We start from the raw sequence: 25,253 nt of genomic DNA on the forward strand, positions 1-25,253 counted from the left end.
CAACTGACTGGCTAAACATGCGACAATGAGCGGCAAGAACGGCTTATTTATTTCGCAAAATCAGGATATTAACTGCCCATGAAGGGTAAATACAAAGCCGCAATCGCGCTATTACTGCTGCTGTTAATCGTGCCGCTGACGCTGCTGATGACGCTCGCCCAGTGGGTGCCCACGCTCGCCGGGATCTGGCTTCCCGTTGGAACGCGCATCGCGTTTGAAAAAAGCCCGCGGCTAACGCGCCACGCCCTGATTATTCCCGATCTTCGCTATCTGGTAGAAGAGTGCGAAATTGCCCGCGTCGAAAACGTGACCCTGTCACACCCAAGCCGCTGGGATCTGGATATTGGCGCGCTTGAACTCAGCTCTGTCTGCCTGAGCAAAATACCGCAATCAGCGCCTTCGACGGTGGCGCCGAAAACGCTGGCACAGTGGCAGGCCATCCTGCCCAACACCTGGCTGACCATCCACCGCTTTACCCTTTCCCCCTGGCAGCAGTGGGAAGGTGAGCTGCATGCCTCCCTGACCCCAGCCCGCCAGGACATCACCTATAAGGGAGAGCAGGTGAGCATTAAGGGGCAGCTGCGCGGCCAGACGCTTTCTGTAAGCCAGTTCGATGTACAGCTGCCGGACCAGCCTCAGCCCGTGAAGCTGGTGGGTGAATTTACCCTGCCGCTGGTGCCGGACGGCGTGCCGGTGAAGGGGCATACGGTCGCCACCTTTAACGTGCCACAGTTATCCTCGCTGGTCGATGCCGATCTGGACTGGGAAGGTAATCAGGGCCAGCTGGTGGTGATGGCGCGGGAGAACCCCGATCCGCTGCTCGATTTACCGTGGCAGATCACCGCCCAGCAGCTAACGATCAGCGACGGACGCTGGAACTTGTCAGCCTCCGGTATGCCGATGAGCGGACGCGTCGGTCTGAAGGTGGATAACTGGCAGCAGGGGCTGGAGAAAGCTACCTTCACGGGGCGCCTCAACGTGCTGACCCAGGGGGATGCGGGTAAGGGCAACGCGGTGCTGAATATCGGTCCCGGCTCCCTCAGCATGGAAAACAGCGCGATGCCGCTGCACCTGAGCGGGGAAGCCAAGCAAAACGATCTGATCCTGTATGCCAGACTCCCGGCGAAACTGACCGGCAGCCTTTACGATCCGCAGCTTACGTTTGAGCCCGGCGCATTATTGCGCTCGCGCGGGCGCATCATTGACTCGCTGGATATCGATGAGATCCGCTGGCCGCTGGCGGGCGTGAAGCTGACCCAAAAGGGCGTGGATGGCCGCCTGCAAGCCATTCTGCGGGCGCATGAAAACGAAATGGGCGATTTTGAACTGCATCTGGACGGGCAGGCTAACGACTTTTTACCCGATAACGGTCTGTGGCAGTGGCGCTACTGGGGGAAAGGGAACTTCACGCCGATGAACGCGCGCTGGGATGTTCGGGGAACCGGGGAGTGGCGCGACAACGTTATTGAGCTGACGGATCTTTCCACGGGTTTCGACAAATTGCAGTACGGCACGATGCTGGTCAGCAAACCGCGCCTGGTGCTGGATCGCCCGGTGCGCTGGTCGCGCGACCCGGCTAACCCTGGCTTCAGCGGCGCGCTCGCGCTCAATGCCGGGCAAACGAGCTTCTCGGGCGGAAGCGTGCTGCCACCGTCCGTATTGACCTTCAGCGTTGAGGGGACAGACCCGACGGTGTTCCAGTTTAAAGGAGACCTTCACGCGGACGACATCGGCCCGGTACGGGTAAATGGCCGCTGGGATGGCGAACGCCTTCGCGGTCAGGCCTGGTGGCCAAAACAGTCCCTTACGGTGTTCCAGCCGCTGATCCCGCCAGAGTGGAAAATGACCCTGCGCGGTGGCGAAATGTACGCTCAGGTGGCCTTCTCGGCGGCGCCCGATCAGGGCTTTGAGGCAGGTGGGCACGGGGTGCTGAAAGCGGGCAGCGCGTGGATGCCGGATAACGAGATTAACGGCGTTGACTTTGTCCTGCCGTTCCGCCTGAGCCAGGGCACCTGGTCGCTGGGCACGCGGGGGCCGGTAACGTTACGTATCAGCGAGGTGAAAAACCTAGTCACGGCCCGAAATATCACTGCGGATCTCCAGGGCGATTACCCGTGGACCGAAGCAAACCCGCTCCTGCTCACCAACGTGAAGGTCGAAGCGCTCGGCGGGAAAATTACCATGCAGCAGCTGAGAATGCCGCAGCACGATCCGGCTTTGCTGCGCGTGGATAATATTTCCTCCAGCGAACTGATAAGCGCGGTAAATCCGAAGCAGTTTGCCATGTCCGGCCCGGTGAGCGGCGCGCTGCCGTTCTGGCTGGACAATGAAAAATGGATCATTAAAGATGGCTGGCTGACCAACCCGGGGCCGATGACGCTGCGCATCGACCAGGACACGGCGGATGCCATTGTGAAAGACAACGTGGTTGCCGGGGCGGCGATCAACTGGCTCCGCTATATGGAAATTTCGCAGTCGTGGACGAAGCTCAATGTGGATAATCTGGGGGTGTTGACCATGCAGGCCGCCATCAAAGGCATCAGCCACGTCGAGGGCAAAAGCAGCTTCGTGAACCTGAATTACACCCATGAAGAGAATATTTTTACCCTCTGGCGCAGTCTGCGCTTCGGGGACAATTTGCAAACATGGTTTGAGCAACATGCGGCGATACCCCTTCTCCGCAGTGCGACAGGCAAGGAAAGTGAGGAACAACGATGAAAAAGAGGGCTGGTGTACTCACCGTGGCCGTCGTCGCGCTGCTGTCAGGCTGCACGCCGCGCATTGAAGTGGCGGCGCCCAAGGAGCCGATCACCATCAACATGAACGTGAAAATCGAGCATGAAATCCATATCAAAGTGGATAAAGACGTTGAAGCCCTGCTGAAGTCCCGCAGCGATCTGTTCTGAGGATGCCATGAAACGATTAGTTCTGATGTTACTGGCGCTGGGGATGAACGTTCACGCCGCCACGCTGACGCTCAACGATGCGCGCGCCCAGGGACGCGTAGGGGAAACCCTGAGCGGCTATCTGGCACCCGTTCAGCACGACGCTGAAACGCTGGCGCTGGTGAACCGTATCAACGCCGCGCGTACGGAAAGCTATCAGCAGCTGGCTGACGATAATAATTTGCCCGTCGACGAGGTGGCGAAAATGGCGGGACAAAAGCTGGTGGCCCGCGCCCAGCCGGGCGAGTACGTGAAGGGGATTAACGGCAAGTGGCTGAAAAAATAGCTAGCGGTAACGCTTACGGTATTCGCCCGGCGAAACCCCGAAACGCTGCTTGAACGCGGTGGAAAAATGGCTATGGTCGGTGAAGCCCCAGCTGTAGCCAATTCCCGCCAGCTTTTCATCGTCGCTGATGCCACGTAGCGCCTGCGCGCACAAATCGAGGCGACGGTTCTTAATGTACTGCGCCACCACCAGCCCTTTCTCGGCAAACATGCGGTACAAGCTGCGCACGGACATGCCGCTCTCTGAGGCTATCCATTCCGGTCTTAACGCCTCCGACTGAATGTGGTCATCAATCAGGGAGAGCACGTGCCGGAACTGACGCTCCTTGCGCGGCAGCGCCTCGTCACGCTGCTGGAACGCCGGACGCAGCAGACACACCATTGCCTCCAGCGCCGCTTCACTTTCTCTGGCGCTCAGATCGGCATTCCCCATACTCTCCTGCAACAGACGGTAGCTCAGCTGCACCGTAGGCAGGCTGCGGGAGAGGGGGAGCGCACAGCGTACTTCCTGAAAACGTGCGTATTGCTCAATGATTTGTCGCGGTAGCAGCAGCGAAATCTGGCGGGAACGCTCCTGCCAGTAAATGGAGCACGGGCGGGAGGCGTCAATCAGCGTGATATCCCCGGCTTTCAGCACCGAGCGCCGGTCGTCCTGTTCGATCCCCGCGCTGCCTTCCAGCTGAAATACGGTGTAGAACCAGGCGTCATTGCCGCTTTTGATCTCCTGACGGGTGCGAAACAGGTTAACGCCTGCGGTGGTCACCGTGCTCAACTTCAGACTTTGGGTGTAGCTGGTTTCCAGTTCGCCGAGAAACGCTCCCTCTAACGGACGCGCCGCAAAGCGCCCGCAAACCTGGTTAATTTGCGCCAGCCACTGCTGAAAATTGTCCTGTTCGCTTGCACATGCCATTGCTTTTCTCGCTGCACCGTCACCGTTTTCGCATTGTTGCATTTATGTTGCATTTTGTCTGGGCTACGAGGCTGACTATAGGAAAGAACGCTTACCGGTGACAGCGTTATAAGCGGGAATTATCACGATTTGCGGAGCCTGTCACAGCTGGCAAAGCGAATGTCACACAGACAAAAGCAGGAATGCGAAACCCCTCTTAGACTGCTTACACACCCTGCGAAGCATAACGAAGGAGTACCCTATGTCCGAATCACACGTCGCCGTCCTGCCGGGCGTGCAGCAGTTTTTAGACCGTCAGCACGGCCTGTGGATTGAAGGGCGTCAGGCGGCATCCGACAGCGAAAAGCGTCTGAACGTCTACAACCCGGCAACCGGAGAGGTGATTGCCTCCACCGCCGATGCCAGCGTCGACGATGTCGATCGTGCGGTGATGTCCGGCTGGCGCGCCTTTGTCGCCCGAAGCTGGGCCGGGCGCCTGCCGGCAGAGCGGGAACGCATCCTGCTGCGGTTTGCGGATCTGGTGGAACAGCACGGCGAAGAGCTGGCGCAGCTCGAAACCCTGGAGCAGGGGAAATCCATCAATATTTCCCGCGCCTTTGAGGTGGGTTGTACCCTGAACTGGATGCGCTACACGGCGGGGCTGACCACCAAAATTGCCGGCAAAACTCTCGATCTCTCTATTCCTCTGCCGCAGGGCGCGCGCTATCAGGCGTGGACGCGCAAAGAGCCGGTTGGGGTCGTGGCGGGGATTGTGCCGTGGAACTTCCCGCTGATGATTGGCATGTGGAAAGTGATGCCCGCGCTGGCGGCGGGCTGTTCCATCGTGATCAAACCCTCCGAAACCACGCCGCTCACCCTGTTACGGGTGGCGGAACTGGCGAGCGAGGCGGGTGTCCCGGATGGCGTGTTCAACGTCGTAACCGGAAGTGGTGCTGTCTGCGGCGCGGCGCTGACCTCGCACCCGCGCGTTGCCAAAGTGAGCTTTACCGGTTCGACGGCGACGGGCAAGCAGATAGCCCGCGCGGCGGCGGATACGCTAACGGGCGTGACGCTGGAGCTGGGAGGCAAAAACCCGGCCATCGTGCTGAAAGATGCCGATCCGGCGTGGGTGATTGAAGGGCTGATGACCGGCAGCTTCCTGAATCAGGGTCAGGTCTGCGCGGCCAGCTCGCGCATTTATATTGAGGCCCCGCTGTTTGATACGCTGGTCAGCGGGTTTGAACAGGCCGTGAAATCCCTGACCGTCGGCCCGGGCATGTCGCCCGAGGCGTTTATCAATCCGCTGGTGTCGCGCGCCCACTGCGATAAAGTCCAGGCATTCCTGGATGAAGCGAAGGCACACAATGCGGAACTGATCGCCGGGAACCAGGGACCAGACGGCAAAGGCTTTTACGTTTCGCCAACGCTGGTGGTCAACCCGGATAATCATCTGCGCCTGACGCGTGAAGAGGTGTTCGGGCCGGTGGTCAACCTGGTCCGTGTCGCCGACGGGGAAGAGGCGCTTCAGCTGGCGAACGACACTGAATATGGCTTAACGGCCAGCGTCTGGACGCAGAACATCAGCAAAGCGCTGGAGTACACCGACAGGCTACAGGCCGGAACCGTGTGGGTGAACAGCCACACGCTGATCGACGCCAACCTGCCGTTCGGCGGTATGAAGCAGTCCGGCACCGGGCGCGATTTCGGCCCCGACTGGCTGGATGGCTGGTGTGAAACCAAGTCGGTGTGCGTGCGGTATTAAAAAAACGTCTTACCGGCCTACGAACCCGATCCCGTAGGCCGGGTAAGGCGTAGCCGCCACCCGGCGTAACTTACAGCGACCACCGGTCCCGCCCGGCCTCTTTCGCCCGATACAGCGCCGCATCGGCGCGGGCGATGATTTCCGGACCGGCAAGTCCTGTGCTATGGGCGGCAATCCCCATGCTGACCGTCACATATTCACTGACCTTCGACGCACCGTGCGGAATGGCTGCCGTGCGCAGGCCTTCCTGGATCCGCGCGGCGACTTTTTCAGCAACGTTTTCAGCACAGTCAAAGAGGATCACCACAAACTCCTCGCCACCGTAGCGGGAGACCACATCCTCCGGGGTGCGCACCGAGGCGTTCAGCACCTCTGCGACCCGCGCGAGGCAATCGTCTCCTGCATGGTGACCATAGGTGTCGTTATAGAGCTTGAAGTAGTCGACATCCAGCATCAGTACCGTAAAGCGTTTGCCTTGCTCCACCGCGTTTTCCAGCACCAGCTCCATCGCCCGGCGGTTGGCCGTTCTCGTCAGCGGATCCTGGTGGGCCAGCGCATCCAGCCGTGAAATTAAACGCTGATTCTGCTGGTTGCGACGCCAGGCCTCTTCAAACCAGCTCAACAGGATGTAGCGTCCGCAAACGAGAATGAAGGTGAAGACCACCCACAGCCCGACAAAGCGAAGGTTAATCTCGTGATTCAGCAGCATGCTGGCAACGGGCAGAGTGATCCACAGCGGCGCGATAAAGCACACCAGCCCCACAGGATGAAAATAGAGCGCGGTCATACCGGCCATCAGCAGGGTAACGAATACCGGCCAGGGATGAGGAAGCTGGATCACAGTGATAAACCAGTAACAGCTTATCGACCACAGCAGGCTGCACATAAACAGCACGGCGCTGACGCCGCGGATGTGGCGCCAGGCCATGATGACCAGCGCCACGGAAAGAATGACTACTCCCAGCATGGAAGCATCAATCATCTGTCTGAGAGGCGGGCTGATGTGCAAGAGGGCGTCAAAATGGCCGAACAGGGAATTGCGCAGCAGAACCATCAGCGCAAAGCTCGCATTGACAAAAGCGAGCCAGGGCAGATTCACGGCCAGCCCGTGGACAACCATTGATTTACGGGTAGGCCATGTTGCAGGTTCGGGTGTCGTTGGATGTCTTTTTTCCATTAAAGAGAATTTTCCTTGAGCGGGCGGAAGGACCGCCCGCGTGTGCATGCCGTTACGGGGTCACAATGTTAAACCAGAATTCAAATTTATCCATATAACCGAGCATGGCATCGAGCTTGGCGGCATCGCCGGTCACTTTGATATCGCCGTTATCCTGCGCCTGTTTTAGCGTCACTTCTTTCAGGATGATTTTATTCAGCGTATCGCGGTTGAGGGTCACGGTCGCGTCAGCGTCTTTCGCTTCGGCGTTCGCCGTGTGGTTCAGCACGCCGTTTTCCAGCTCCAGCTTGTATTTGCCGCCGTCGCTGCCGAGGTCGATGTTAAATACCGATTTAGCGTCCGCCGCTTTTTCGCCGTTGATGTGCACCGCCAGATAGTCAAAGAACATTTCTGGCGTCATTGCGCGCACGGTATCCGGGCTGGCGGTGTTCGGAGTAGGGCCTTTCACCACGCCGTTACGCAGTTCCTGCGCGCCGGTCAGGTAGAAGTTACGCCACGGGCCTGATTCAGCCTGATAACCGAGCTGCTCCAGCGCGTCCGCTTCCAGGTTTCGCGCAGCCTGATTGTTTGGATCGGCAAAGACCACTTTGCTGACAACCTGAGCCACCCAGCGGTAGTTCCCCTGGTCAAAGTCGGTTTTGGCTTTGCTCAGGATGGCATCCGCGCCTCCCATATACTCCACAAATTTCTTCGCGGCTTCTTCAGGCGGCAGTTCGTCCAGGGTCGCCGGGTTGCCGTCAAACCAGCCTAAATAGAGCACGTAGGTGGCTTTGACGTCATGGCTGACGGAACCGTAATAACCCCGGTTGGCCCAGGTATTGGCCAGAGAGTTCGGCAGCTTAAAGTTGGCGGCGATTTCGTCCCGCGTCAGCCCTTCGTTCGCCATGCGCAGGGTCTGGTCATTGATGTAGCGGTAGAGGTCGCGCTGGCTTTTCAGCAGGTTAACCACATTTTCGTTGCCCCAGGTCGGCCAGTGGTGCTGCGCCATAATGACGTCGGCCTTATCACCCCAGCGTACAATGGCCTGGTTGATGTATTTCGACCATGGCAGCGGTTCACGAATTTTCGCGCCGCGCAGGGAGTAGGTATTATGCAGCGTATGGGTGACGTCTTCCGCAGACTCGATCAGCTTTTTCTCTTCAATATACCAGAGCATCTCGGAGGGTGCTTCGGAGCCCGGTGCGAGCATAAAATCGTAGGTCAGGCCATCGATGACCTCTTTCTGTCCATCTTTCTCGATGATATTGGTCGGTGCAATCAGGGTTACCGTCCCGGCGGAGGTGGTGGTGCCGAGACCCGCGCCGACCTGGCCTTTCGCATCCGGCTTCAGCAGGTTGCCGTACATATAGCTGGCGCGGCGGCTCATGACGTTACCCGCCATGATATTTTCCGCGACGGCGGCCTCCATAAATCCGGCTGGCGCGTAGACTTTGACCTTGCCGGCCTTCACGTCGGCTTCGTCCACCACGCCGCGCACGCCGCCGTAGTGGTCAACGTGGCTGTGGGTGTAAATAACGGCGACGACAGGTTTCTTGCCGCGATTTTTATAGTAAAGATCCATCCCGACTTTGGCCGTTTCCGCCGAAACCAGCGGGTCAACGACGGTAATGCCTTCTTTACCTTCGATTATGGTCATGTTTGACAGGTCGAGGTTACGGATCTGGTAGACGCCCTCGGTGACTTCAAACAGGCCGCTAATGTTAATCAGCTGGGACTGACGCCATAAGCTCGGGTTAACCGAATCGGGCGCTTTATCGCCTTCTTTGATGAAGGCGTACTGCTTCGGATCCCAGACGGTGTTGCCTTGTTCACCTTTGATCATTTCCTGAGGAAGAGGGGCAATAAACCCTTTGTGGGCGTTCGTAAAATCGGTGTTATCGGAGAAAGGGAGCTGGTTGAAGAGTGCGTTGTTGGCCTGTTGCGTTGCTGCGGTTGCGTCCTTGGGTGCTTCGGCTGCCCAGGCTGAACTTGCGGATGCAACACATCCTGCCAGCACCAGCCCTCTGACTATCTGATTGATTTTCATCCTAAAACCTCTCGGTGGTATTTCGCGTCGTTTGTGGAAACTTCGGTTGCTGCAAAATGTTTCAAGAGTTGCAAAAGGATTAAGCGAAGTAACATTAACTATAATTCGGGAGGGGGATTCAGCAAGTAAGCGGATGAAAAGCCGGGCATTGCGCCCGGCGGTTGCTTATTTTTACTCGGCTTTTTTCTTGCCGAGCGTTGGCGTCTCGTCAAAAAAGTTCCACGGCTTGAGCAGCGTGTGCACCCATTCCGTCGGCATGATCGGCCACTCTTCAGCGCGGGCGACGTGGGTGGTGCCGGTAGTCATCCAGATGACGTTATCCTGGTCGTTGAGCGACTCGTTATCTTTGCTGTAATGCCCGAGGCCCGTATCGTGGGTGGAACGGTTCGGGTATTTCCCCTCCGGGTACATTTCGTCAGGATGGTAACGGGTCACCCATAGCTGTTTATCCATAAAGCTCAGGCGGTGGTAAATCCACTCGTCCGGAGCAAACTTCGCGCCCGTCGCCACCGGGTGGGTGCCCCCCGCGTAAGGGATAATCTGATACGAAACCGGGTTGCCCATGCGGTTCTCTTTGCGGGTGTTGCTCAGCAGGCGGATGGTGCCCGGGTCGAACTTCTGGGCGGCCTGCTGTTCGGTATCAATATCATACTGATTAACCTGCATGGTACTGGTGCGCGGGCCGCCAGCGGCGTTTGGTTTGACTTCCGGATCCATGGCCACCAGCTTGTTGTGAATACCATCCACGTCCATATCCAGACGGAAATTATAGATGTGCTGGTGCGTGGTACCGACAATGTTATGGTCGATCAGCGTCCCATATTTCGTATCATCTTTCGCGGTGGCGTCATGCATCGTTTTTGTTTGTACGCCTTTTACTGCTTCAATGCCCGTTGCACCCGCATCAATGCCGATGGTGCCGTTTTCATGGAACACCCAGTCGAAGATGTAATCGTAGTTACCCACGGTGCTGACCCAGCGCACGACCAGCTCGCGGCGTTCGGTGCTGACGTTGTGTTTACCTAACTCCTGGTGCTTATATTCTGGCCCGGCGTAACGCTCGAAAATGGCGATCGCGCGGGGGATCTCCATTGGCGCACCGGTGTAGTCCGGGATAGTTTCGTTGAGCATCACGGCGTTAGACGGCGCGTCTTTACCGCGCACCAGCGGGGAGGTCAGGGTACCCATGCCGTAGTCACCGGAGTCCAGGTAGGCTTTAAAGTACCAGCCGATATCCGGGTCGCCGTACGGCACGATCATTCCGCCGAGCGAACCCTGATACATCACCTGGCGCTTTTTGCCGTTGTCGTTATAGGTCACGGTGGAGATCATCGGGCCGACGCGTGAGTCCAGGCTCAGATGAAAATCCCAGTTCTGCCAGTGCACCCTATCCCCGGTGATGGTGTAGTTCTTGCCTTCCGGCTCGATAATATCCAGCGGTTTTTTCTCCGCCTCAACGCGGTCGCGGCCATCATACGGGCGCGGGGTGAGCGGCACCGGCACGACCGGGCCTTCCTCAATCTTCTGGATTTTCTTCTGCTCAAGATCCACCACCGCGACCAGGTTTTCAATTGGGTGCGCCCAGTAATTACCGTCGCCCACGTCGAGATAGCTGATCACTTTCAGCAGGCGATCTTCCTGTTTCAGCCCATCCTTGCCGTCAAAAAAGCCGACGGTAAGCGGCGTGGTGATCACTTTCTTTGGATCGTTAATGCCGCGCTTTTTCAGCACCGCGGCAAACTCCGGGCTCTCACTGACGATCTGCTGCACGGTGTTGAAGTCATCCAGCAGCACCATGCCGTGCGCGTCTTTGATCGGCGCCCAGTGGAGGATCTTCTTGTCCTTCAAATCCACCCGGCTTTCGACGATGCGTTTGCCGTCAAGCATGATGATATTGGCCTGGCGGGGCGCATCCACCGCCGTGCCGTTCAGCACAAAGTCCCAGACTTTGGCTTTATCAGGCTCCGCCAGCGCGATCTGGGTAAAGCGGGTATTGGGCTTAAAATCCGCAGACGCTTTCACAATCTCCACGGCCTGCTTGATTTCATCAGCCGTCAGCGCGTTTAACGGATGGGGGCTTTTTTCGACCTGGAAGGTCCGATCAAGACCGGACTGAAAGACATCGTTGATAAAGGTCTCCGGGATATACGCCTTGTTGTCTTTCATCACCACGGGCACCTGTAGCGTCAACGGCTTGCCGTTAACGATGGCGGTATTGGCGCCGGGTTTGACCTTCACAAAGGCACCGTCTTTAACGATGGTAAACATCTGGGCATAATCATCCCACTGCACGTCAGCCCCGAACGCCTGGAGCGTTTTGTCCATCGGAACCATATGCGCCTCGCTGCCGTGCGCGTAAACAGGGGATTGCCAGGCGCAACAGAGCGCAACGGCCATGGCCAGCGCCGTTCTACGGGCAGAAAAAGAAGAATAGCTTCCCATCGCAGACCTCATCTTGTTGTGTTTATTGTGTTGTGTCAGCCTTATCCTGACAGGCGCGCACGAAAAGCGTTTGCCTGCATCTGCCAGGTTGTTTGTCAGTCTTGCCAGGTTAAAAAAAGACCGGGGAGAATCACACCCCGGTCAAGCGGTTGTAGGCCGGGTAAGCGGAGCGACACCCGGCAGGAAAGAGGTACGTCAGAAATCACCCTGCTGGCGCGCCACCAGCGTAAGGATGGAGTAGAGCGCCACGGCCTGCTGATGCTGATTGAAAATCTCAACCGCCCATTCCACCACGCCGGTGGGCCTTTCATCGGCAGCGCGCTGTTTCTTCAGCGTTTTACGTTTGCAGGTCAGGCGCACCTGAATGGTGTCGCCCGGTTTAACCGGCTCGATAAAGCGCAGGTTTTCCATACCGTAGTTGGCAATAACCGGCCCAACCCCGGCATCAACAAACAGCCCCGCCGCGGCGGAAATCAGAAAATAGCCGTGCACCACGCGCTCGCCAAAAATCGACTCCGCCGCGCCAATTTTATCCATATGGGCATAGAAATGATCTCCGCTCAGGCAGGCAAAATTCACGATATCCGCTTCCGTCAGGGTACGGCGCGGGGTCAGCAGGCTGTCACCCGGCTGTAACTCTTCAAAGTATTTACGGAACGGATGAACGCGATCTTCCTGCACCCCGGCGCCACGCACCCACTGTTTGCCGATGGCGGCGAGCATGGACGGGCTGCCCTGAATGGCCGTGCGCTGAAGATAGTGCTTCACGGCGCGCAGGCCGCCCAGCTCTTCGCCGCCGCCCGCACGTCCCGGGCCGCCGTGCACCAGCTGCGGCAGCGGGGAACCGTGTCCGGTAGACTCTTTGGAAGATTCCTCGTTGAGGATCTGAATACGTCCGTGGGCGCGTGCTGCCCCGGCAATAAACTGCCGCGCCACGTTTGAATCTGCCGTGACCAGCGTTCCCGCCAGGCTGCCGCCGCCCGCTCGCGCCAGCTGCATGGCGTGTTCGGTATTGCGATACGGCATCAGGGTGGCGACGGGGCCAAAGGCTTCGGTGGAGTGAACGGTCGGCGTCTCGTCCGGCTGCGGGCAGAACAGCAGGGTGGGCGGGAAGAATGCCCCAGCCGCCTGCAAATCGGCTTTACCTCCCAGACGGATCTGGCAGCCCGCGGCAAGCAGATGATCAACTTTTTCCTGCACGTCGGCGCGTTGCTCATGGTTGACCAGGGCACCCATCTTCACCCCTTCCTGCGCCGGATCGCCGACGACCACGTTCTCCAGCCGCCCAATCAGCGCCTGGCTGACGGCCTCAACCTGCGCTTCCGGCACGATGATGCGGCGGATGGCGGTACATTTTTGCCCGGCCTTGGCGGTCATCTCGCGCACCACTTCACGGATAAACAGCGCAAACTCCGGCTGCTCCGGCGTTACGTCTTCACCGAGCACGCAGCAGTTCAGGGAATCCGCTTCCATGGTAAACGGAATGGAATTGGCGACGATATTCGGGTGCACGCGAAGGCTCTGTCCGGTGCTGGCCGATCCGGTAAACGTCACCACGTCCTGGCTGTCGAGCTGGCTAAGCAGATCGCCCGCGCCGCCGCAGATCAGGCTGATGGCGCCGTCCGGCACCAGACCGCTCTCGACAATCGCTTTCACCATCGCCTGCGTGACCTGCGCGGTGGCGGTGGCGGGTTTGATGATGGCGGGCATCCCGGCAAGCCAGGTCGGGGCAAGCTTTTCCAGCATCCCCCAGCACGGGAAGTTGAACGCGTTGATATGTACCGCCACGCCGGACCTGGACGTCAACACGTGGCGCGCCGCAAAGCCGCCTTCTTTTGATAGCGGGATCAGCTCATCTTCTGGCCACAGGGTATCGTCCGGCAGTTCGCGGCTGCCGAGGCTGGCGTAGGTGAAGAGGGTGCCGATACCGCCTTCAATGTCCACCCAGCTGTCGGCCTTCGTTGCGCCGGTCTGGGCTGAAAGGGCGTAAAACCGATCCTTCTGGCTCAGCAGGTGTTTGGCCACCGCCTTCAGCATGGCGGCACGCTCGATAAAGCTCATTGCGCGAAGCGCCTCCCCGCCGTGTTCAATGGCGTAACGGCGTGCGGCCGCCATATCCAGCCCTTCGCTGGTAACTTCAAATAGCGTTTCCCCGCTGATGGCGTGGGTTATGGTGCGCTCGCGGCCCCGGCCTGACTGCCAGGTGCCGGACAAGAAGCTGGCTAACTGCTGCATTTCTTCTCTCCAGATGTTTCGTGATTTCACTATAGATAGTTTGATCATGAATCATAAAAATCAAGCTGAGTTTTAATGAATTGTTAACGTTGTGATCTGCATTGCTCAGCTTCGTCATGAAAAACCCGCGAGTTTCCTGCTATTCACGAAAACCCTTGCGAGCGTCGTCACAAAATAAGCAAACGCTTCTTGGGGTTGTATTTAACTTTTGTGTAACTTTTAAGAAAACAAGTGATTCATCATTTTGCTACATATGGTGATCTAACGAATCATAAAGGTGGTTATGTGACGCAAGAACAACGCTTTGAGCAACGCATCGCGCAGGAGACGGCCATCGAGCCGCAGGACTGGATGCCGGAAGCTTACCGCAAGACGCTGATCCGCCAGATTGGACAGCACGCCCACTCTGAAATTGTCGGCATGCTGCCGGAGGGGAACTGGATCGCCCGCGCGCCGACGCTGCGCCGGAAAGCCATTTTGCTGGCGAAGGTGCAGGACGAAGCCGGACACGGCCTGTACCTCTACAGCGCGGCGGAAACGCTGGGCTGCGCCCGGGAGGACATCTATCAAAAGATGCTCGACGGCAAGATGAAATACTCCTCCATCTTCAACTATCCGACCCTGAGCTGGGCCGATATCGGCGTTATCGGCTGGCTGGTGGACGGTGCGGCCATCGTGAATCAGGTGGCGCTGTGCCGAACGTCTTACGGCCCGTATGCCCGGGCGATGGTGAAAATCTGTAAAGAAGAGAGCTTCCATCAGCGTCAGGGTTTTGAGGCCTGCATGGCGCTGGCGCAGGGCAGCGAAGCCCAGCGGCAGATGTTGCAGGACGCCATTAACCGCTTCTGGTGGCCAGCGCTGATGATGTTTGGACCCAACGACGACAACTCACCAAATAGTGCCCGCAGCCTGGCCTGGAAGATCAAGCGCTTCGGCAACGATGAGCTGCGCCAGCGCTTCGTTGATAACACGGTGCCTCAGGTGGAAATGCTCGGCATGACCGTGCCGGACCCTGACCTGCGGTTTGATGACGCGAGCGGCCACTACCGCTTCGGCGATATCGACTGGCAGGAATTTGACGAGGTCATCAACGGGCGCGGGATCTGTAACCACGAACGTCTGGCCGCCAAACGTAAAGCCTGGGACGACGGCGCGTGGGTGCGTGAAGCCGCGCTGGCGCATGCCGAAAAACAACGCGCCCGCCAGGCTGCATAAGAGGAATCAACCATGAGCAATGTTTACTGGCCGTTATACGAAGTGTTTGTCCGGTCTAAGCAGGGGCTGTCGCACCGTCACGTGGGCAGTCTGCACGCTGCCGACGACCGCATGGCGCTGGAAAACGCGCGTGACGCTTATACCCGCCGCAGCGAAGGCTGTTCCATCTGGGTGGTGAAGGCGAGCGAAATCGTTGCCTCCCAGCCGGAAGAGAGCGGTGAATTTTTCGATCCGGCGGAAAGCAAGGTCTACCGCCATCCGACGTTTTACACCATCCCTGATGGCATTGAGCACATGTGAGGGTAGGGATGAACAACGTATCTGCATATGCCCTGCGGCTGGGCGACAACGGTCTGGTGCTCTCCCAGCGTCTGGGCGCCTGGTGCGGCCACGCGCCGGAGCTGGAGATTGATCTGGCCCTCGCCAACATCGGCCTCGACCTGCTCGGCCAGGCGCGCAACTTCCTGACTTACGCCGCTGAGCTGGACGGAACGGGGGATGAAGACACCCTGGCCTATGGCCGCGATGAGCGTCAGTTCAGCAATCTGCTGCTGGTGGAGCAGCCAAACGGCAGCTTCGCTGACACCATTGCCCGTCAGTACCTTATGGATGCGTGGAACGTGGCGCTGTACGAGCGATTGATCCACAGCAGCGACGGCCAGCTTGCCGCCATCGCCGCAAAAGCCATTAAGGAGGCGCGCTATCACCTGCGCTTTAGCCGCGGCTGGCTGGTGCGTCTGGGCGACGGAACAGAAAGCTCCGCCCAGAAAATGCAGCAGGCGGTGGATAGCCTGTGGCGCTTTACGGCCGAGCTGTTCGATGCCGACGACGTCGAGCTGGCGCTGATTGACGCCGGCGTGGCGGTTGATCCCCGCACCCTGCGCGAGCCGTGGGAGCGCGAAGTGTTTGCCGGGCTGGCGGAAGCCACCCTCCGCGTGCCCGAAGACGTGGCGTATCGCACGGGCGGCAAGAAGGGGCTTCATACCGAACATCTGGGGCCGATGCTGGCAGAGATGCAGTATCTCCAGCGCGTCTACCCCGGCCAGCAGTGGTGAAGGAGAACGCTATGCAACGCCTCGTCGACATTGCGCCTGCCCAAATCCCGCAGATTTGGGCGCTGCTAAGCCAGATCCCCGACCCGGAAGTGCCGGTGCTGACCATTACCGATTTAGGCATGGTGCGCAGCGTGAAGGCGCAGGGGGAAGGCTGGGTTATTGGCTTCACGCCGACCTATTCCGGCTGCCCGGCAACGGAGCATCTGCTGGGGGCCATCCGCGAAACCCTGACCGGGAACGGCTTTTCCCCGGTACATATTGTGCTGCAACTGGAGCCCGCCTGGACCACCGACTGGATGACCGACGATGCGCGCAGGCGCCTGCGTGAATATGGTATCAGCCCGCCTGTCGGCCATAGCTGCCATGCCCACGCTCCCGCAGAGGTGAGCTGCCCGCGCTGTGCGAGCACCGATACCGCGCTTATCAGTGAATTTGGTTCGACGGCCTGCAAAGCGCTCTACCGCTGCAATACCTGCCGTGAGCCCTTCGACTATTTCAAATGTATTTGAGGCCGCCATGACAACGTTTCATTCATTAACAGTGGCAAAAGTAGAACCTGAAACCCGCGACGCGGTGACCATTACCTTCGCGGTGCCGCAGGCGTTGCAGGAGGCGTACCGCTTCCGTCCCGGTCAGCATCTGACCCTGAAAGCCAGGCTTGGCGGTGACGAACTGCGCCGCTGCTACTCCATCTGCCGGAGCACCGCACCGGGGGAGATCAGCGTAGCGGTCAAAGCCATCGACGGCGGGCGCTTCTCCCGCTACGCCCGGGACGAGATTAAGCAGGGCATGGCTTTAGAGGTGATGGTGCCCCAGGGGCAGTTCGGCTACCAGCCGCAGGCTGAACGCGAAGGCCACTATCTGGCAATCGCCGCCGGGTCCGGGATCACCCCGATGCTGGCCATTTTATCCGCTACGCTGGCCACGGAACCGCACAGCCACTTCACCCTGATTTACGGCAACCGCAGCAGCCAGAGCATGATGTTCCGTCGGGCGCTGGCAGATCTGAAGGACAAATATCCGCAGCGCTTGCAGCTGGTCTCCATCTTCAGCCAGGAGACGCTCGACAGCGATCTGCTTCATGGCCGCATTGACGGCGAAAAGCTCCAGGCGCTGGCAAAAACGCTGATCAATTTCCGCCAGTACGACGAAGCCTTTATCTGCGGCCCGTCGGCGATGATGGACGAGGCCGAGGCGGCGCTGAAAGCGCTCGGCATGCCGGAAAAAGCGATCCATCTTGAGCGGTTTAACACGCCGGGTACTACCGTGAAACGGACGCACAGCGTGCAGGCCGAGGGGCAGAAGGTCACCGTCCGTCAGGACGGACGCGACCGGGAAATTACCCTGACGGCGGACGATGAGAGCATCCTGGACGCCGCCCTGCGTCAGGGTGCGGATCTGCCGTATGCCTGCAAGGGCGGCGTATGCGCCACCTGCAAATGCAAAGTACTGCGCGGAAAAGTCGATATGGCGACCAACTACAGCCTGGAGCCGGACGAGCTGGCTGCGGGCTATGTGTTGAGCTGTCAGGCGCTGCCGTTAACCGCCGACGTCATCGTCGATTTTGACGCGAAGGGGATGGCATGAGCGAACTGATTGTCACCCGTCATGGCCGCGTGTTGCAGCTAACGCTAAACCGTCCGGCGGCGCGCAACGCGCTCAACAATGCGCTGCTGATGCAGCTTGCCGAGCAGCTTGAGGCCGCCGCAGCGGATGCTGACATTGCCGTCTGCGTGATTTCTGGCAATGAACGCTGCTTTGCCGCCGGGGCCGATCTGAACGAAATGGCGGAGAAAGATCTGTCCGCCACCCTGAATGATATTCGCCCCCGGCTGTGGGCGCGGATAGACGCCTTCAATAAACCGCTGATCGCCGCCGTGAACGGCTACGCATTGGGCGCCGGCTGCGAGCTGGCGCTGCTCTGCGACGTGGTGATTGCCGGCGATAACGCCCGTTTTGGCCTCCCGGAAATCACCCTCGGGATCATGCCGGGCGCAGGCGGCACCCAGCGGCTGATCCGCAGCGTGGGCAAATCCCTGGCCTGCAAAATGGTGCTGACGGGTGAAAGTCTCACGGCGGTTCAGGCGCACAGCGCCGGGCTGGTCAGCGACGTCTTCCCGGCCTCGCTGACGCTGGAGTACGCCCTGAAGCTGGCGGCACGGATGGCGAGCCACTCGCCGCTGGCGCTACAGGCGGCGAAGCAGGCGCTACGCCAGTCGCAGGAAGTCCCGCTCCAGGCCGGGCTGGCGCAAGAGCGTCAGCTGTTTACGCTGCTCGCGGCCACCGACGATCGCCGGGAAGGTATCGACGCCTTCTTACAAAAACGCACCCCAGACTTCAAAGGACGCTAATTGTGGAATGTATTCTGAGCCATGTTGAGCAGGGCGTAATGACCATTACGCTGAACCGCCCGGATCGCCTGAACAGCTTTAACGATGTCATGCACCAGCAGCTTTCCGAATGCCTGAAGCAGGCCGAGCGCGATGACGCCATCCGCTGTCTGCTGATCACCGGGGCGGGGCGCGGTTTCTGCGCCGGGCAGGACCTTAACGATCGTAACGTGGATCCCAACGGTCCCGCGCCGGATCTGGGCATGTCCGTTGAGACCTTTTACAACCCGCTGGTGCGCCGCCTGGCGAAGCTGCCGAAGCCGGTGATCTGCGCGGTTAACGGCGTGGCGGCAGGAGCGGGTGCCACGCTGGCCCTCGGCTGCGACATGGTGATAGCCGCCCGTTCTGCCAATTTTGTGATGGCCTTCAGCAAGCTCGGACTGGTGCCGGACTGCGGCGGCACCTGGCTGCTGCCGCGCGTGGCCGGACGCGCCCGCGCCATGGGGCTGGCGCTGCTGGGCGATAAGCTCAGCGCCGAACAGGCGCAGGCCTGGGGGATGATCTGGCAGGTGGTGGACGATGAGCAGCTCTCTAATACCGCCCGGCAGATGGCGCTGCATTTTGCCTCTCAGCCTACCTTTGGCCTGGGCCTGATCAAGCAGGCGATTAACGCCGCCGAAACCAACACCCTTGATGCCCAGCTCGATCTGGAGCGCGACTACCAACGTCTGGCCGGACGCAGCGACGACTACCGGGAAGGCGTCAGCGCGTTTCTGGCAAAACGTACGCCGAACTTTACGGGGAAATAAGATGGCGACCAACCTTCATACAATCGCCGTGATTGGCAGCGGCACCATGGGCGCCGGCATTGCCGAAGTAGCGGCCAGCCACGGTCATCCGGTGCTGGTGTACGACATTGACACAGCGGCGATTTCCCGCGCCGTTGACGGCATTCGCCAGCGCCTGACCTCTCGCGTTTCGCGCGGAAAACTTTCTGCCGACGCCGCGGAGCAGATCCTGTCCCGCCTGACGCCGGTGACGACTATCAATGCCCTGGCGAAAGCCGATCTGGTGATCGAGGCGGCCTCCGAACGGCTTGAGGTGAAAAAAGCCCTGTTTAGCCAGCTGGCAGAGGTCTGCCCGCCGCAGACGCTGCTCGCCAGCAACACCTCGTCCATTTCCGTTACCGCGATTGCGGCGGAGATTAGCCACCCTGAACGCGTCGCCGGGCTGCACTTCTTCAACCCCGCGCCGGTGATGAAGCTGGTGGAGGTGGTCAGCGGGCTGGCCACCTCGTCCGAAGTGGCCGATGCGCTGTGCGAGCTGGCGCTGAGCTGGGGAAAGCAGCCGGTACGCTGTCAGTCCACGCCGGGGTTTATCGTCAACCGCGTGGCGCGTCCGTTCTACTCGGAAGCCTGGCGCGCGCTGGAAGAGCAGGTGGCAACGCCCGAGGCGATCGACGCCGCCCTGCGAGACGGCGGCGGCTTCCCGATGGGGCCGCTTGAGCTGACGGACCTGATCGGTCAGGACGTCAACTTTGCCGTGACCTGCTCCGTGTTTAACGCCTTCTGGCAGGAGCGCCGTTTTCTGCCGTCGCTGATGCAGCAGGAGCTGGTGCTGGCGGGGCGTCTGGGCAAAAAAAGCGGGCAGGGCGTTTACCGCTGGCAGGAGGAAAAAACCGCCGTCAGCTGGCTCGACCCGGTCAGCGACAGCTGCAGCCCGATGCGCGTACAGCGAAGAAGTGACGGTGTCACGGAAATTGACGAACTGCTGCTGATTGAAACGCAGGGTGAAACCGCGCAGGCGCTGGCGCTGCGCCACGGCTGCCCGGTGGTGGTAGTTGATCGTATCGAGCGGGATGTGGCCGTGATTGCCGCCGCGCCCGGCAACCCGCGCTCCGCCACGCAGAAGGCCATTTACTGGTTGCAGCATCAGGAGAAGCGGGTGTTACAGATTGCGGATTACCCCGGCCTGCTGGTCTGGCGCACGGTGGCGATGATTGCCAACGAAGCGCTGGACGCCCTGCAAAAAGGGGTCGCCAGCGAGCAAGACATCGATACCGCCATGCGCTTAGGGGTCAACTATCCCTGCGGCCCTATCGCCTGGGGCGAGCGCCTTGGCTGGCAGCGTCTGTTAACCCTGCTGGAGAACCTGCAACGTCACTACGGCGAGGAACGCTATCGCCCCTGTTCCCTGCTGCGCCAGCGTGCGCTTCTGGAGAGTAGCTATGAGTCATAACGCCTGGCATAACGCCCGCGCGATGTACGAACAAGACGCCTGCGCGCAGGCGATGGGGATGGACATTATCGACATGGACGAGGGCTATGCGGTGGTGACCATGACCATCACCCCGCAAATGCTTAACGGGCATAAAACCTGCCACGGCGGACAGCTGTTCTCGCTGGCCGACACTGCCTTTGCCTACGCCTGCAACAGTCAGGGGCTGGCGGCGGTAGCCTCAGGCTGCGCCATCGACTTTCTGCGACCGGGCTTTGCCGGAGACAAGCTGACCGCCACCGCGCGGGTGAAGCATCAGGGCAAGCTGACCGGCGTATACGACATTGAAATTCAGAACCAACACCAAAAAACCGTCGCGCTATTTCGCGGGAAATCCCACCGCACCGGCGGCAGTGTGACAGGAGAAGCCTGATGCGTGACGCATTTATTTGTGAGGGGGTGCGTACCCCGGTCGGCCGTTACGGCGGAGGGTTGTCCAGCGTGCGCGCCGATGACTTAGGGGCCGTGCCGCTGCGCGCGCTGCTGGCGCGTTATCCGCAGCTCGATCTGGAGCGCATTGATGACGTGATCTTCGGCTGCGCAAATCAGGCCGGGGAGGATAACCGCAACGTGGCAAGAATGTCGGCGCTGCTGGCCGGGCTGCCGCAGACGGTGTCCGCCACCACCATTAACCGCCTGTGCGGGTCGGGGCTGGACGCGATTGGTTTTGCCGCACGCGCCATTAAGGCGGGCGACGGCGATCTGCTGATCGCCGGTGGCGTGGAGTCGATGTCCCGCGCGCCGTTCGTGATGGGCAAAGCCACGGCAGCGTTTCAGCGTCAGGCGGAGATCTTCGATACCACCATCGGCTGGCGATTTGTGAATTCGCTCATGCATCAGCAATACGGAACTGACAGCATGCCCGAAACGGCAGAGAATGTAGCGGAATTGTTAAATATCAGCCGTGCCGATCAGGACACGTTTGCCCTGCGCAGCCAGCAGCGCACCGCGCGGGCGCAGCAGAACGGCGTTCTGGCGCAGGAGATTATTCCGGTACAGGTGGCGGGGAAAAAAGGAGCAGTGACGGAAGTGAGCGTGGATGAACATCCGCGCGCCGAAACCACCCTTGAACAGCTTGCCGCGCTGAAAACCCCGTTCCGTAAGAACGGGGTGGTGACGGCGGGGAACGCCTCCGGCGTGAACGACGGCGCGGCGGCGCTGATTATCGCCAGCGAGCCGATGGCGCTTGCCCAGGGGTTAACGCCGCGCACGCGCATTGTGGCAATGGCGACCGCGGGCGTCGAGCCGCGTCTGATGGGGTTAGGTCCGGTGCCCGCCACCCGCAAGGTGCTGGAGCGTGCCGGGCTGAGCATCACCGATATGGATGTCATTGAGCTGAACGAAGCCTTCGCCGCCCAGGCGCTGGGCGTGCTGCGCCAGCTGGGTTTGCCGGATGACGCCGGGCACGTTAACCCGAACGGCGGGGCGATCGCGCTAGGTCATCCGCTGGGCATGAGCGGTGCCAGACTGGCGCTGGCGGCAAGCAATGAATTGCACCGACGCGGCGGGCGCTACGCGCTGTGTACGATGTGCATCGGTGTGGGTCAGGGCATTGCCATGATCCTTGAGCGTGTTTGAGCGAACAATAATGTGAGTACCCTGCGATGATAAATACAACAAAGCTTGATCCGATCGAAACCGCGTCCGTTGATGAATTACAGGCGTTGCAGACCGCGCGCCTGAAGTGGACGCTGAACCACGCCTACCACAACGTTCCGATGTACAAACGCAAGTTTGACGCCGCGGGCGTTCACCCTGACGATTTTAACGAGCTTGCGGACCTGCAAAAATTCCCGTGCACCACCAAGCAGGATCTGCGCGACAACTACCCGTTCGATACCTTTGCGGTGCCGATGGAGCAGGTGGTGCGTATCCACGCCTCGTCGGGCACCACAGGGAAGCCGACCGTGGTGGGATATACCCAAAATGATATCGACAACTGGGCTAATATCGTCGCCCGCTCCCTGCGCGCCGCCGGGGGCAGCGCGAAGGATAAAATTCACGTGGCCTATGGCTATGGGCTGTTCACCGGCGGGCTGGGCGCGCACTACGGTGCCGAGCGTCTGGGGGCGACGGTGATCCCGATGTCCGGCGGCCAGACGGAGAAGCAGGCGCAGCTGATCCGCGATTTTCAGCCGGATATGATCATGGTGACGCCCTCTTACTGTCTGAACCTTATCGAAGAGCTGGAGCGTCAGATGGGCGGTGACGCCAGCGCCTGTTCCCTGCGCGTGGGCGTTTTCGGCGCCGAGCCGTGGACGCAGGCGATGCGCTGTGAAATTGAAAAACGGCTGGGCATTACTGCGCTGGATATCTATGGTCTTTCGGAAGTGATGGGGCCGGGCGTGGCGATGGAGTGTCTGGAAACCGCGGACGGCCCGACCATCTGGGAAGATCATTTCTTCCCGGAAATCGTTAACCCCAATGACGGCACGCCGCTGGCCGACGGAGAGCAGGGCGAACTGCTGTTCACCACCCTGACCAAAGAGGCGCTGCCGGTGATCCGCTACCGCACCCGCGACCTGACGCGCCTGCTGCCGGGCACCGCGCGCACCATGCGCCGGATGGATCGCATCAGCGGGCGCAGTGACGACATGCTGATCATTCGCGGCGTGAACGTCTTCCCGTCACAGCTGGAAGAGGAGATCGTCAAGTTCGAACACCTTTCGCCGCACTATCAGCTGGAGGTCAACCGCCGCGGACATCTTGATTCACTTTCGGTGAAGGTCGAACTAAAACAGAGCAGCTTAACGCTGACGCATGAACAGCGCTGTCAGGTCTGCCACCAGCTGCGGCACCGTATTAAATCGATGGTGGGGATCTCAACGGACGTGACGATCGTGAACTGCGGCAGCATTCCGCGTTCCGAAGGCAAAGCCTGCCGGGTGTTTGATCTGCGTAAGGTCGCGGCTAACGGGTGAAGGAACCTCATAACATGACGGCCCCCTCTCCCTTGAGGGAGAGGGCTGGGGTGAGGGGGGAAACCCAAATTCCTGTGCTATGATTCATCCAGGAAAAAAATAACAACAGAATGAATCACATGAATAAACTTGACGCTTTTATCCAGCACGCGGTCAGCTCGGTTCCGGTGAGCGGAACGTCGCTTATCTCCTCGCTGTATGGCGACGCGCTTTCCCATCGCGGCGGAGAGATCTGGCTCGGCAGCCTGGCGGCCCTGCTGGAAGGGATGGGGTTTGGCGAGCGCTTTGTGCGCACCGCGCTGTTTCGCCTCAACAAAGAGGGCTGGCTGGATGTATCCCGAATTGGTCGCCGCAGCTTTTACCGTCTCAGCGACAAGGGGCTGCGTTTGACCCGTCGCGCGGAAAATAAAATCTACCGTGCGGAATTGCCGGCCTGGGACGGTAAATGGCTGCTGCTGCTCTCCGAGGGGCTGGATAAAACCACGCTCGCGGATGTAAAAAAACAGCTTATCTGGCAAGGGTTTGGCACGCTGGCGCCGAGCCTGATGGCCTCGCCGTCGCAGAACCTGGCGGATGTGCAGTCTCTGCTGCATGACGCGGGTGTAGCGGAAAACGTCATCTTCTTTGAGGCCCATTCACCGCTGGCCTTATCACGTGCGGCGTTACGAGCCCGCGTGGAAGAGTGCTGGCAGCTGACTGAACAAAACGCGATGTACGAAACGTTTATCCATTCGTTTCGTCCGCTGCTGCCGCTTCTGAAGGAGGCGTCGCCGGAGGAGTTAACCCCGGAACGCTGCTTCCAGATCCAGCTGTTACTCATTCATTTTTATCGTCGCGTGGTGCTGAAAGATCCGCTGTTGCCGGAGGAGTTACTCCCTGCGCACTGGGCGGGACAGAGCGCGCGGCAGCTGTGCATTAACATCTACCAGCGCGTGGCGGCGGGCGCCCTGGCGTTTGTCAGCGAGAAGGGTGAGACCTCCGTGGGCGAACTGCCCGCTCCCGGCACCCTTTATCATCAGCGCTTTGGTGGTCTGAATATCACATAAGGAGAGGGTATGCCTGTTTATCAAATTGATGGTCTGACGCCGGTCGTGCCTGAAGAGAGCTATGTTCACCCGACGGCGGTGCTGATTGGTGACGTGATCCTCGGGAAAGGCGTTTACGTGGGTCCCAACGCCAGCCTGCGCGGTGATTTTGGCCGAATCGTGGTGAAAGACGGCGCGAACATTCAGGATAACTGCGTGATGCACGGTTTTCCGGAGCAGGACACCGTGGTGGAAGAGGACGGGCATATCGGCCATAGCGCAATCCTTCATGGCTGCGTCATCCGTCGTAATGCGCTGGTGGGGATGAATGCGGTGGTGATGGACGGGGCGACGATCGGCGAAAACAGCATCGTCGGGGCGGCGGCGTTTGTGAAGGCGAAAGCGGAGATGCCGGCGAATCATTTGATCCTTGGCAGTCCGGCAAAAGCGATTCGTGAGCTGAGCGCGCAGGAAATCGAGTGGAAAAAGCAGGGCACGCGGGAGTATCAGGTGTTGGTGGACCGCTGTAAGCAGACGCTGCATCAGGTGGAGCCATTGCGCGAAGAAGAGCCCGGACGCAAGCGGCTGGTCTTCGATGAGAATTTGCGGCCAAAATCGGCTGGTCGGGATAATTAATCGCCGGTTGTGCGCGTCTTTTAAATCCGTGAG

Annotated in this window: 22 protein-coding genes; 17 read left to right on the top strand and 5 right to left on the bottom strand. The window is 59.7% G+C overall.

Going from position 1 to position 25,253, the window contains the following annotated elements; genetic code table 11:
- Positions 1 to 78 precede the first annotated feature (78 nt).
- The 3 genes from DBR02_RS20640 to DBR02_RS20650 are packed head-to-tail and all read left to right on the top strand — an operon-like array spanning position 79 to position 3,231.
- Entirely contained in the window at positions 79 to 2,718 is a 2,640-nt protein-coding gene (locus DBR02_RS20640; protein WP_107535282.1) for a YdbH family protein, read from the top strand.
- Complete coding sequence (locus DBR02_RS20645) at positions 2,715 to 2,906, top strand: YnbE family lipoprotein (RefSeq protein ID WP_003857369.1); 192 nt, start codon at positions 2,715 to 2,717, stop codon at positions 2,904 to 2,906. Before DBR02_RS20640 ends, DBR02_RS20645 begins: the two co-directional genes overlap by 4 nt.
- Before the next feature lie 7 nt (positions 2,907 to 2,913).
- Complete coding sequence (locus DBR02_RS20650; RefSeq protein ID WP_063451434.1) at positions 2,914 to 3,231, top strand: YdbL family protein; 318 nt, start codon at positions 2,914 to 2,916, stop codon at positions 3,229 to 3,231.
- Here the strand turns inward: DBR02_RS20650 and feaR are convergent, their stop codons facing one another.
- Positions 3,232 to 4,140: a transcriptional regulator FeaR gene (feaR, locus tag DBR02_RS20655; protein WP_063451433.1), complete on the bottom strand. Its 909-nt coding sequence runs from the start codon at positions 4,138 to 4,140 to the stop codon at positions 3,232 to 3,234.
- Between the two features lie 241 nt (positions 4,141 to 4,381).
- Here feaR and DBR02_RS20660 point away from each other — a divergent pair, with 241 nt between their 5' ends.
- Positions 4,382 to 5,881: an aldehyde dehydrogenase family protein gene (locus DBR02_RS20660; RefSeq protein WP_107535283.1), complete on the top strand. Its 1,500-nt coding sequence runs from the start codon at positions 4,382 to 4,384 to the stop codon at positions 5,879 to 5,881.
- Positions 5,882 to 5,951: 70 nt separating this feature from the next.
- Here DBR02_RS20660 and DBR02_RS20665 read toward each other — a convergent pair whose 3' ends face one another.
- The 4 genes from DBR02_RS20665 to paaZ all read right to left on the bottom strand — a co-directional run bounded on the left by DBR02_RS20665 (position 5,952) and on the right by paaZ (position 13,761).
- Positions 5,952 to 7,058: a GGDEF domain-containing protein gene (locus DBR02_RS20665; RefSeq protein WP_107535284.1), complete on the bottom strand. Its 1,107-nt coding sequence runs from the start codon at positions 7,056 to 7,058 to the stop codon at positions 5,952 to 5,954.
- A gap of 52 nt (positions 7,059 to 7,110) precedes the next feature.
- Positions 7,111 to 9,084: an alkyl/aryl-sulfatase gene (locus DBR02_RS20670; RefSeq protein WP_107535285.1), complete on the bottom strand. Its 1,974-nt coding sequence runs from the start codon at positions 9,082 to 9,084 to the stop codon at positions 7,111 to 7,113.
- A gap of 171 nt (positions 9,085 to 9,255) precedes the next feature.
- Positions 9,256 to 11,526 carry a primary-amine oxidase gene (tynA, locus tag DBR02_RS20675; RefSeq protein ID WP_107535286.1) on the bottom strand — a complete coding sequence of 757 codons (2,271 nt, stop codon included), beginning with the start codon at positions 11,524 to 11,526 and terminating at the stop codon, positions 9,256 to 9,258.
- Between the two features lie 195 nt (positions 11,527 to 11,721).
- A complete protein-coding gene (gene paaZ / locus DBR02_RS20680) occupies positions 11,722 to 13,761 on the bottom strand; it encodes a phenylacetic acid degradation bifunctional protein PaaZ (RefSeq protein ID WP_107535287.1) in 2,040 nt (679 codons plus the stop codon).
- 285 nt (positions 13,762 to 14,046) lie between these two features.
- Between paaZ and paaA the strand changes: the two genes are divergently transcribed.
- The 13 genes from paaA to paaY all read left to right on the top strand — a co-directional run bounded on the left by paaA (position 14,047) and on the right by paaY (position 25,220).
- Entirely contained in the window at positions 14,047 to 14,976 is a 930-nt protein-coding gene (gene paaA / locus DBR02_RS20685; RefSeq protein ID WP_063866796.1) for a 1,2-phenylacetyl-CoA epoxidase subunit PaaA, read from the top strand.
- A 12-nt stretch (positions 14,977 to 14,988) separates the two neighbouring features.
- On the top strand, positions 14,989 to 15,276 hold the full coding sequence (gene paaB / locus DBR02_RS20690) for a 1,2-phenylacetyl-CoA epoxidase subunit PaaB (protein WP_003857353.1): 288 nt from the start codon (positions 14,989 to 14,991) through the stop codon (positions 15,274 to 15,276).
- 8 nt (positions 15,277 to 15,284) lie between these two features.
- Positions 15,285 to 16,031, top strand: a complete 747-nt coding sequence (gene paaC, locus DBR02_RS20695; protein ID WP_107535288.1) for a 1,2-phenylacetyl-CoA epoxidase subunit PaaC — start codon at positions 15,285 to 15,287, stop codon at positions 16,029 to 16,031.
- Positions 16,032 to 16,042: 11 nt separating this feature from the next.
- A complete protein-coding gene (gene paaD / locus DBR02_RS20700) occupies positions 16,043 to 16,540 on the top strand; it encodes a 1,2-phenylacetyl-CoA epoxidase subunit PaaD (RefSeq protein ID WP_107535289.1) in 498 nt (165 codons plus the stop codon).
- A 7-nt stretch (positions 16,541 to 16,547) separates the two neighbouring features.
- The gene (gene paaE / locus DBR02_RS20705; protein ID WP_063866793.1) at positions 16,548 to 17,618 is read left to right on the top strand and encodes a 1,2-phenylacetyl-CoA epoxidase subunit PaaE; all 1,071 of its coding nucleotides are present in this window, start codon (positions 16,548 to 16,550) and stop codon (positions 17,616 to 17,618) included.
- Positions 17,615 to 18,382: a 2,3-dehydroadipyl-CoA hydratase PaaF gene (gene paaF, locus DBR02_RS20710; RefSeq protein ID WP_107535290.1), complete on the top strand. Its 768-nt coding sequence runs from the start codon at positions 17,615 to 17,617 to the stop codon at positions 18,380 to 18,382. Before paaE ends, paaF begins: the two co-directional genes overlap by 4 nt.
- Positions 18,382 to 19,170 (top strand): 2-(1,2-epoxy-1,2-dihydrophenyl)acetyl-CoA isomerase PaaG, encoded by a 789-nt coding sequence (gene paaG, locus DBR02_RS20715; protein ID WP_107535291.1) that lies wholly within the window; start codon positions 18,382 to 18,384, stop codon positions 19,168 to 19,170. The genes paaF and paaG overlap by 1 nt, the downstream gene beginning before the upstream one ends.
- Position 19,171: 1 nt before the next feature.
- Positions 19,172 to 20,599: a 3-hydroxyacyl-CoA dehydrogenase PaaH gene (gene paaH, locus DBR02_RS20720; protein ID WP_107535292.1), complete on the top strand. Its 1,428-nt coding sequence runs from the start codon at positions 19,172 to 19,174 to the stop codon at positions 20,597 to 20,599.
- Positions 20,589 to 21,011, top strand: coding sequence for a hydroxyphenylacetyl-CoA thioesterase PaaI (paaI, locus tag DBR02_RS20725; RefSeq protein WP_063866790.1), 423 nt, complete (start codon positions 20,589 to 20,591; stop codon positions 21,009 to 21,011). Before paaH ends, paaI begins: the two co-directional genes overlap by 11 nt.
- Positions 21,011 to 22,216, top strand: coding sequence for a 3-oxoadipyl-CoA thiolase (pcaF, locus tag DBR02_RS20730; protein ID WP_107535293.1), 1,206 nt, complete (start codon positions 21,011 to 21,013; stop codon positions 22,214 to 22,216). Before paaI ends, pcaF begins: the two co-directional genes overlap by 1 nt.
- 26 nt (positions 22,217 to 22,242) lie before the next feature.
- The gene (paaK, locus tag DBR02_RS20735) at positions 22,243 to 23,559 is read left to right on the top strand and encodes a phenylacetate--CoA ligase PaaK (RefSeq protein WP_107535294.1); all 1,317 of its coding nucleotides are present in this window, start codon (positions 22,243 to 22,245) and stop codon (positions 23,557 to 23,559) included.
- Between the two features lie 110 nt (positions 23,560 to 23,669).
- Entirely contained in the window at positions 23,670 to 24,605 is a 936-nt protein-coding gene (gene paaX / locus DBR02_RS20740; protein ID WP_107535295.1) for a phenylacetic acid degradation operon negative regulatory protein PaaX, read from the top strand.
- Positions 24,606 to 24,614: 9 nt separating this feature from the next.
- Positions 24,615 to 25,220, top strand: a complete 606-nt coding sequence (gene paaY, locus DBR02_RS20745) for a phenylacetic acid degradation protein PaaY (protein ID WP_107535296.1) — start codon at positions 24,615 to 24,617, stop codon at positions 25,218 to 25,220.
- The last annotated feature ends 33 nt before the right edge of the window (positions 25,221 to 25,253 follow it).

It is taken from the genome of Enterobacter cloacae complex sp. (assembly GCF_900322725.1).
GTDB classification, from domain to species: Bacteria; Pseudomonadota; Gammaproteobacteria; order Enterobacterales; family Enterobacteriaceae; genus Enterobacter; species Enterobacter quasihormaechei.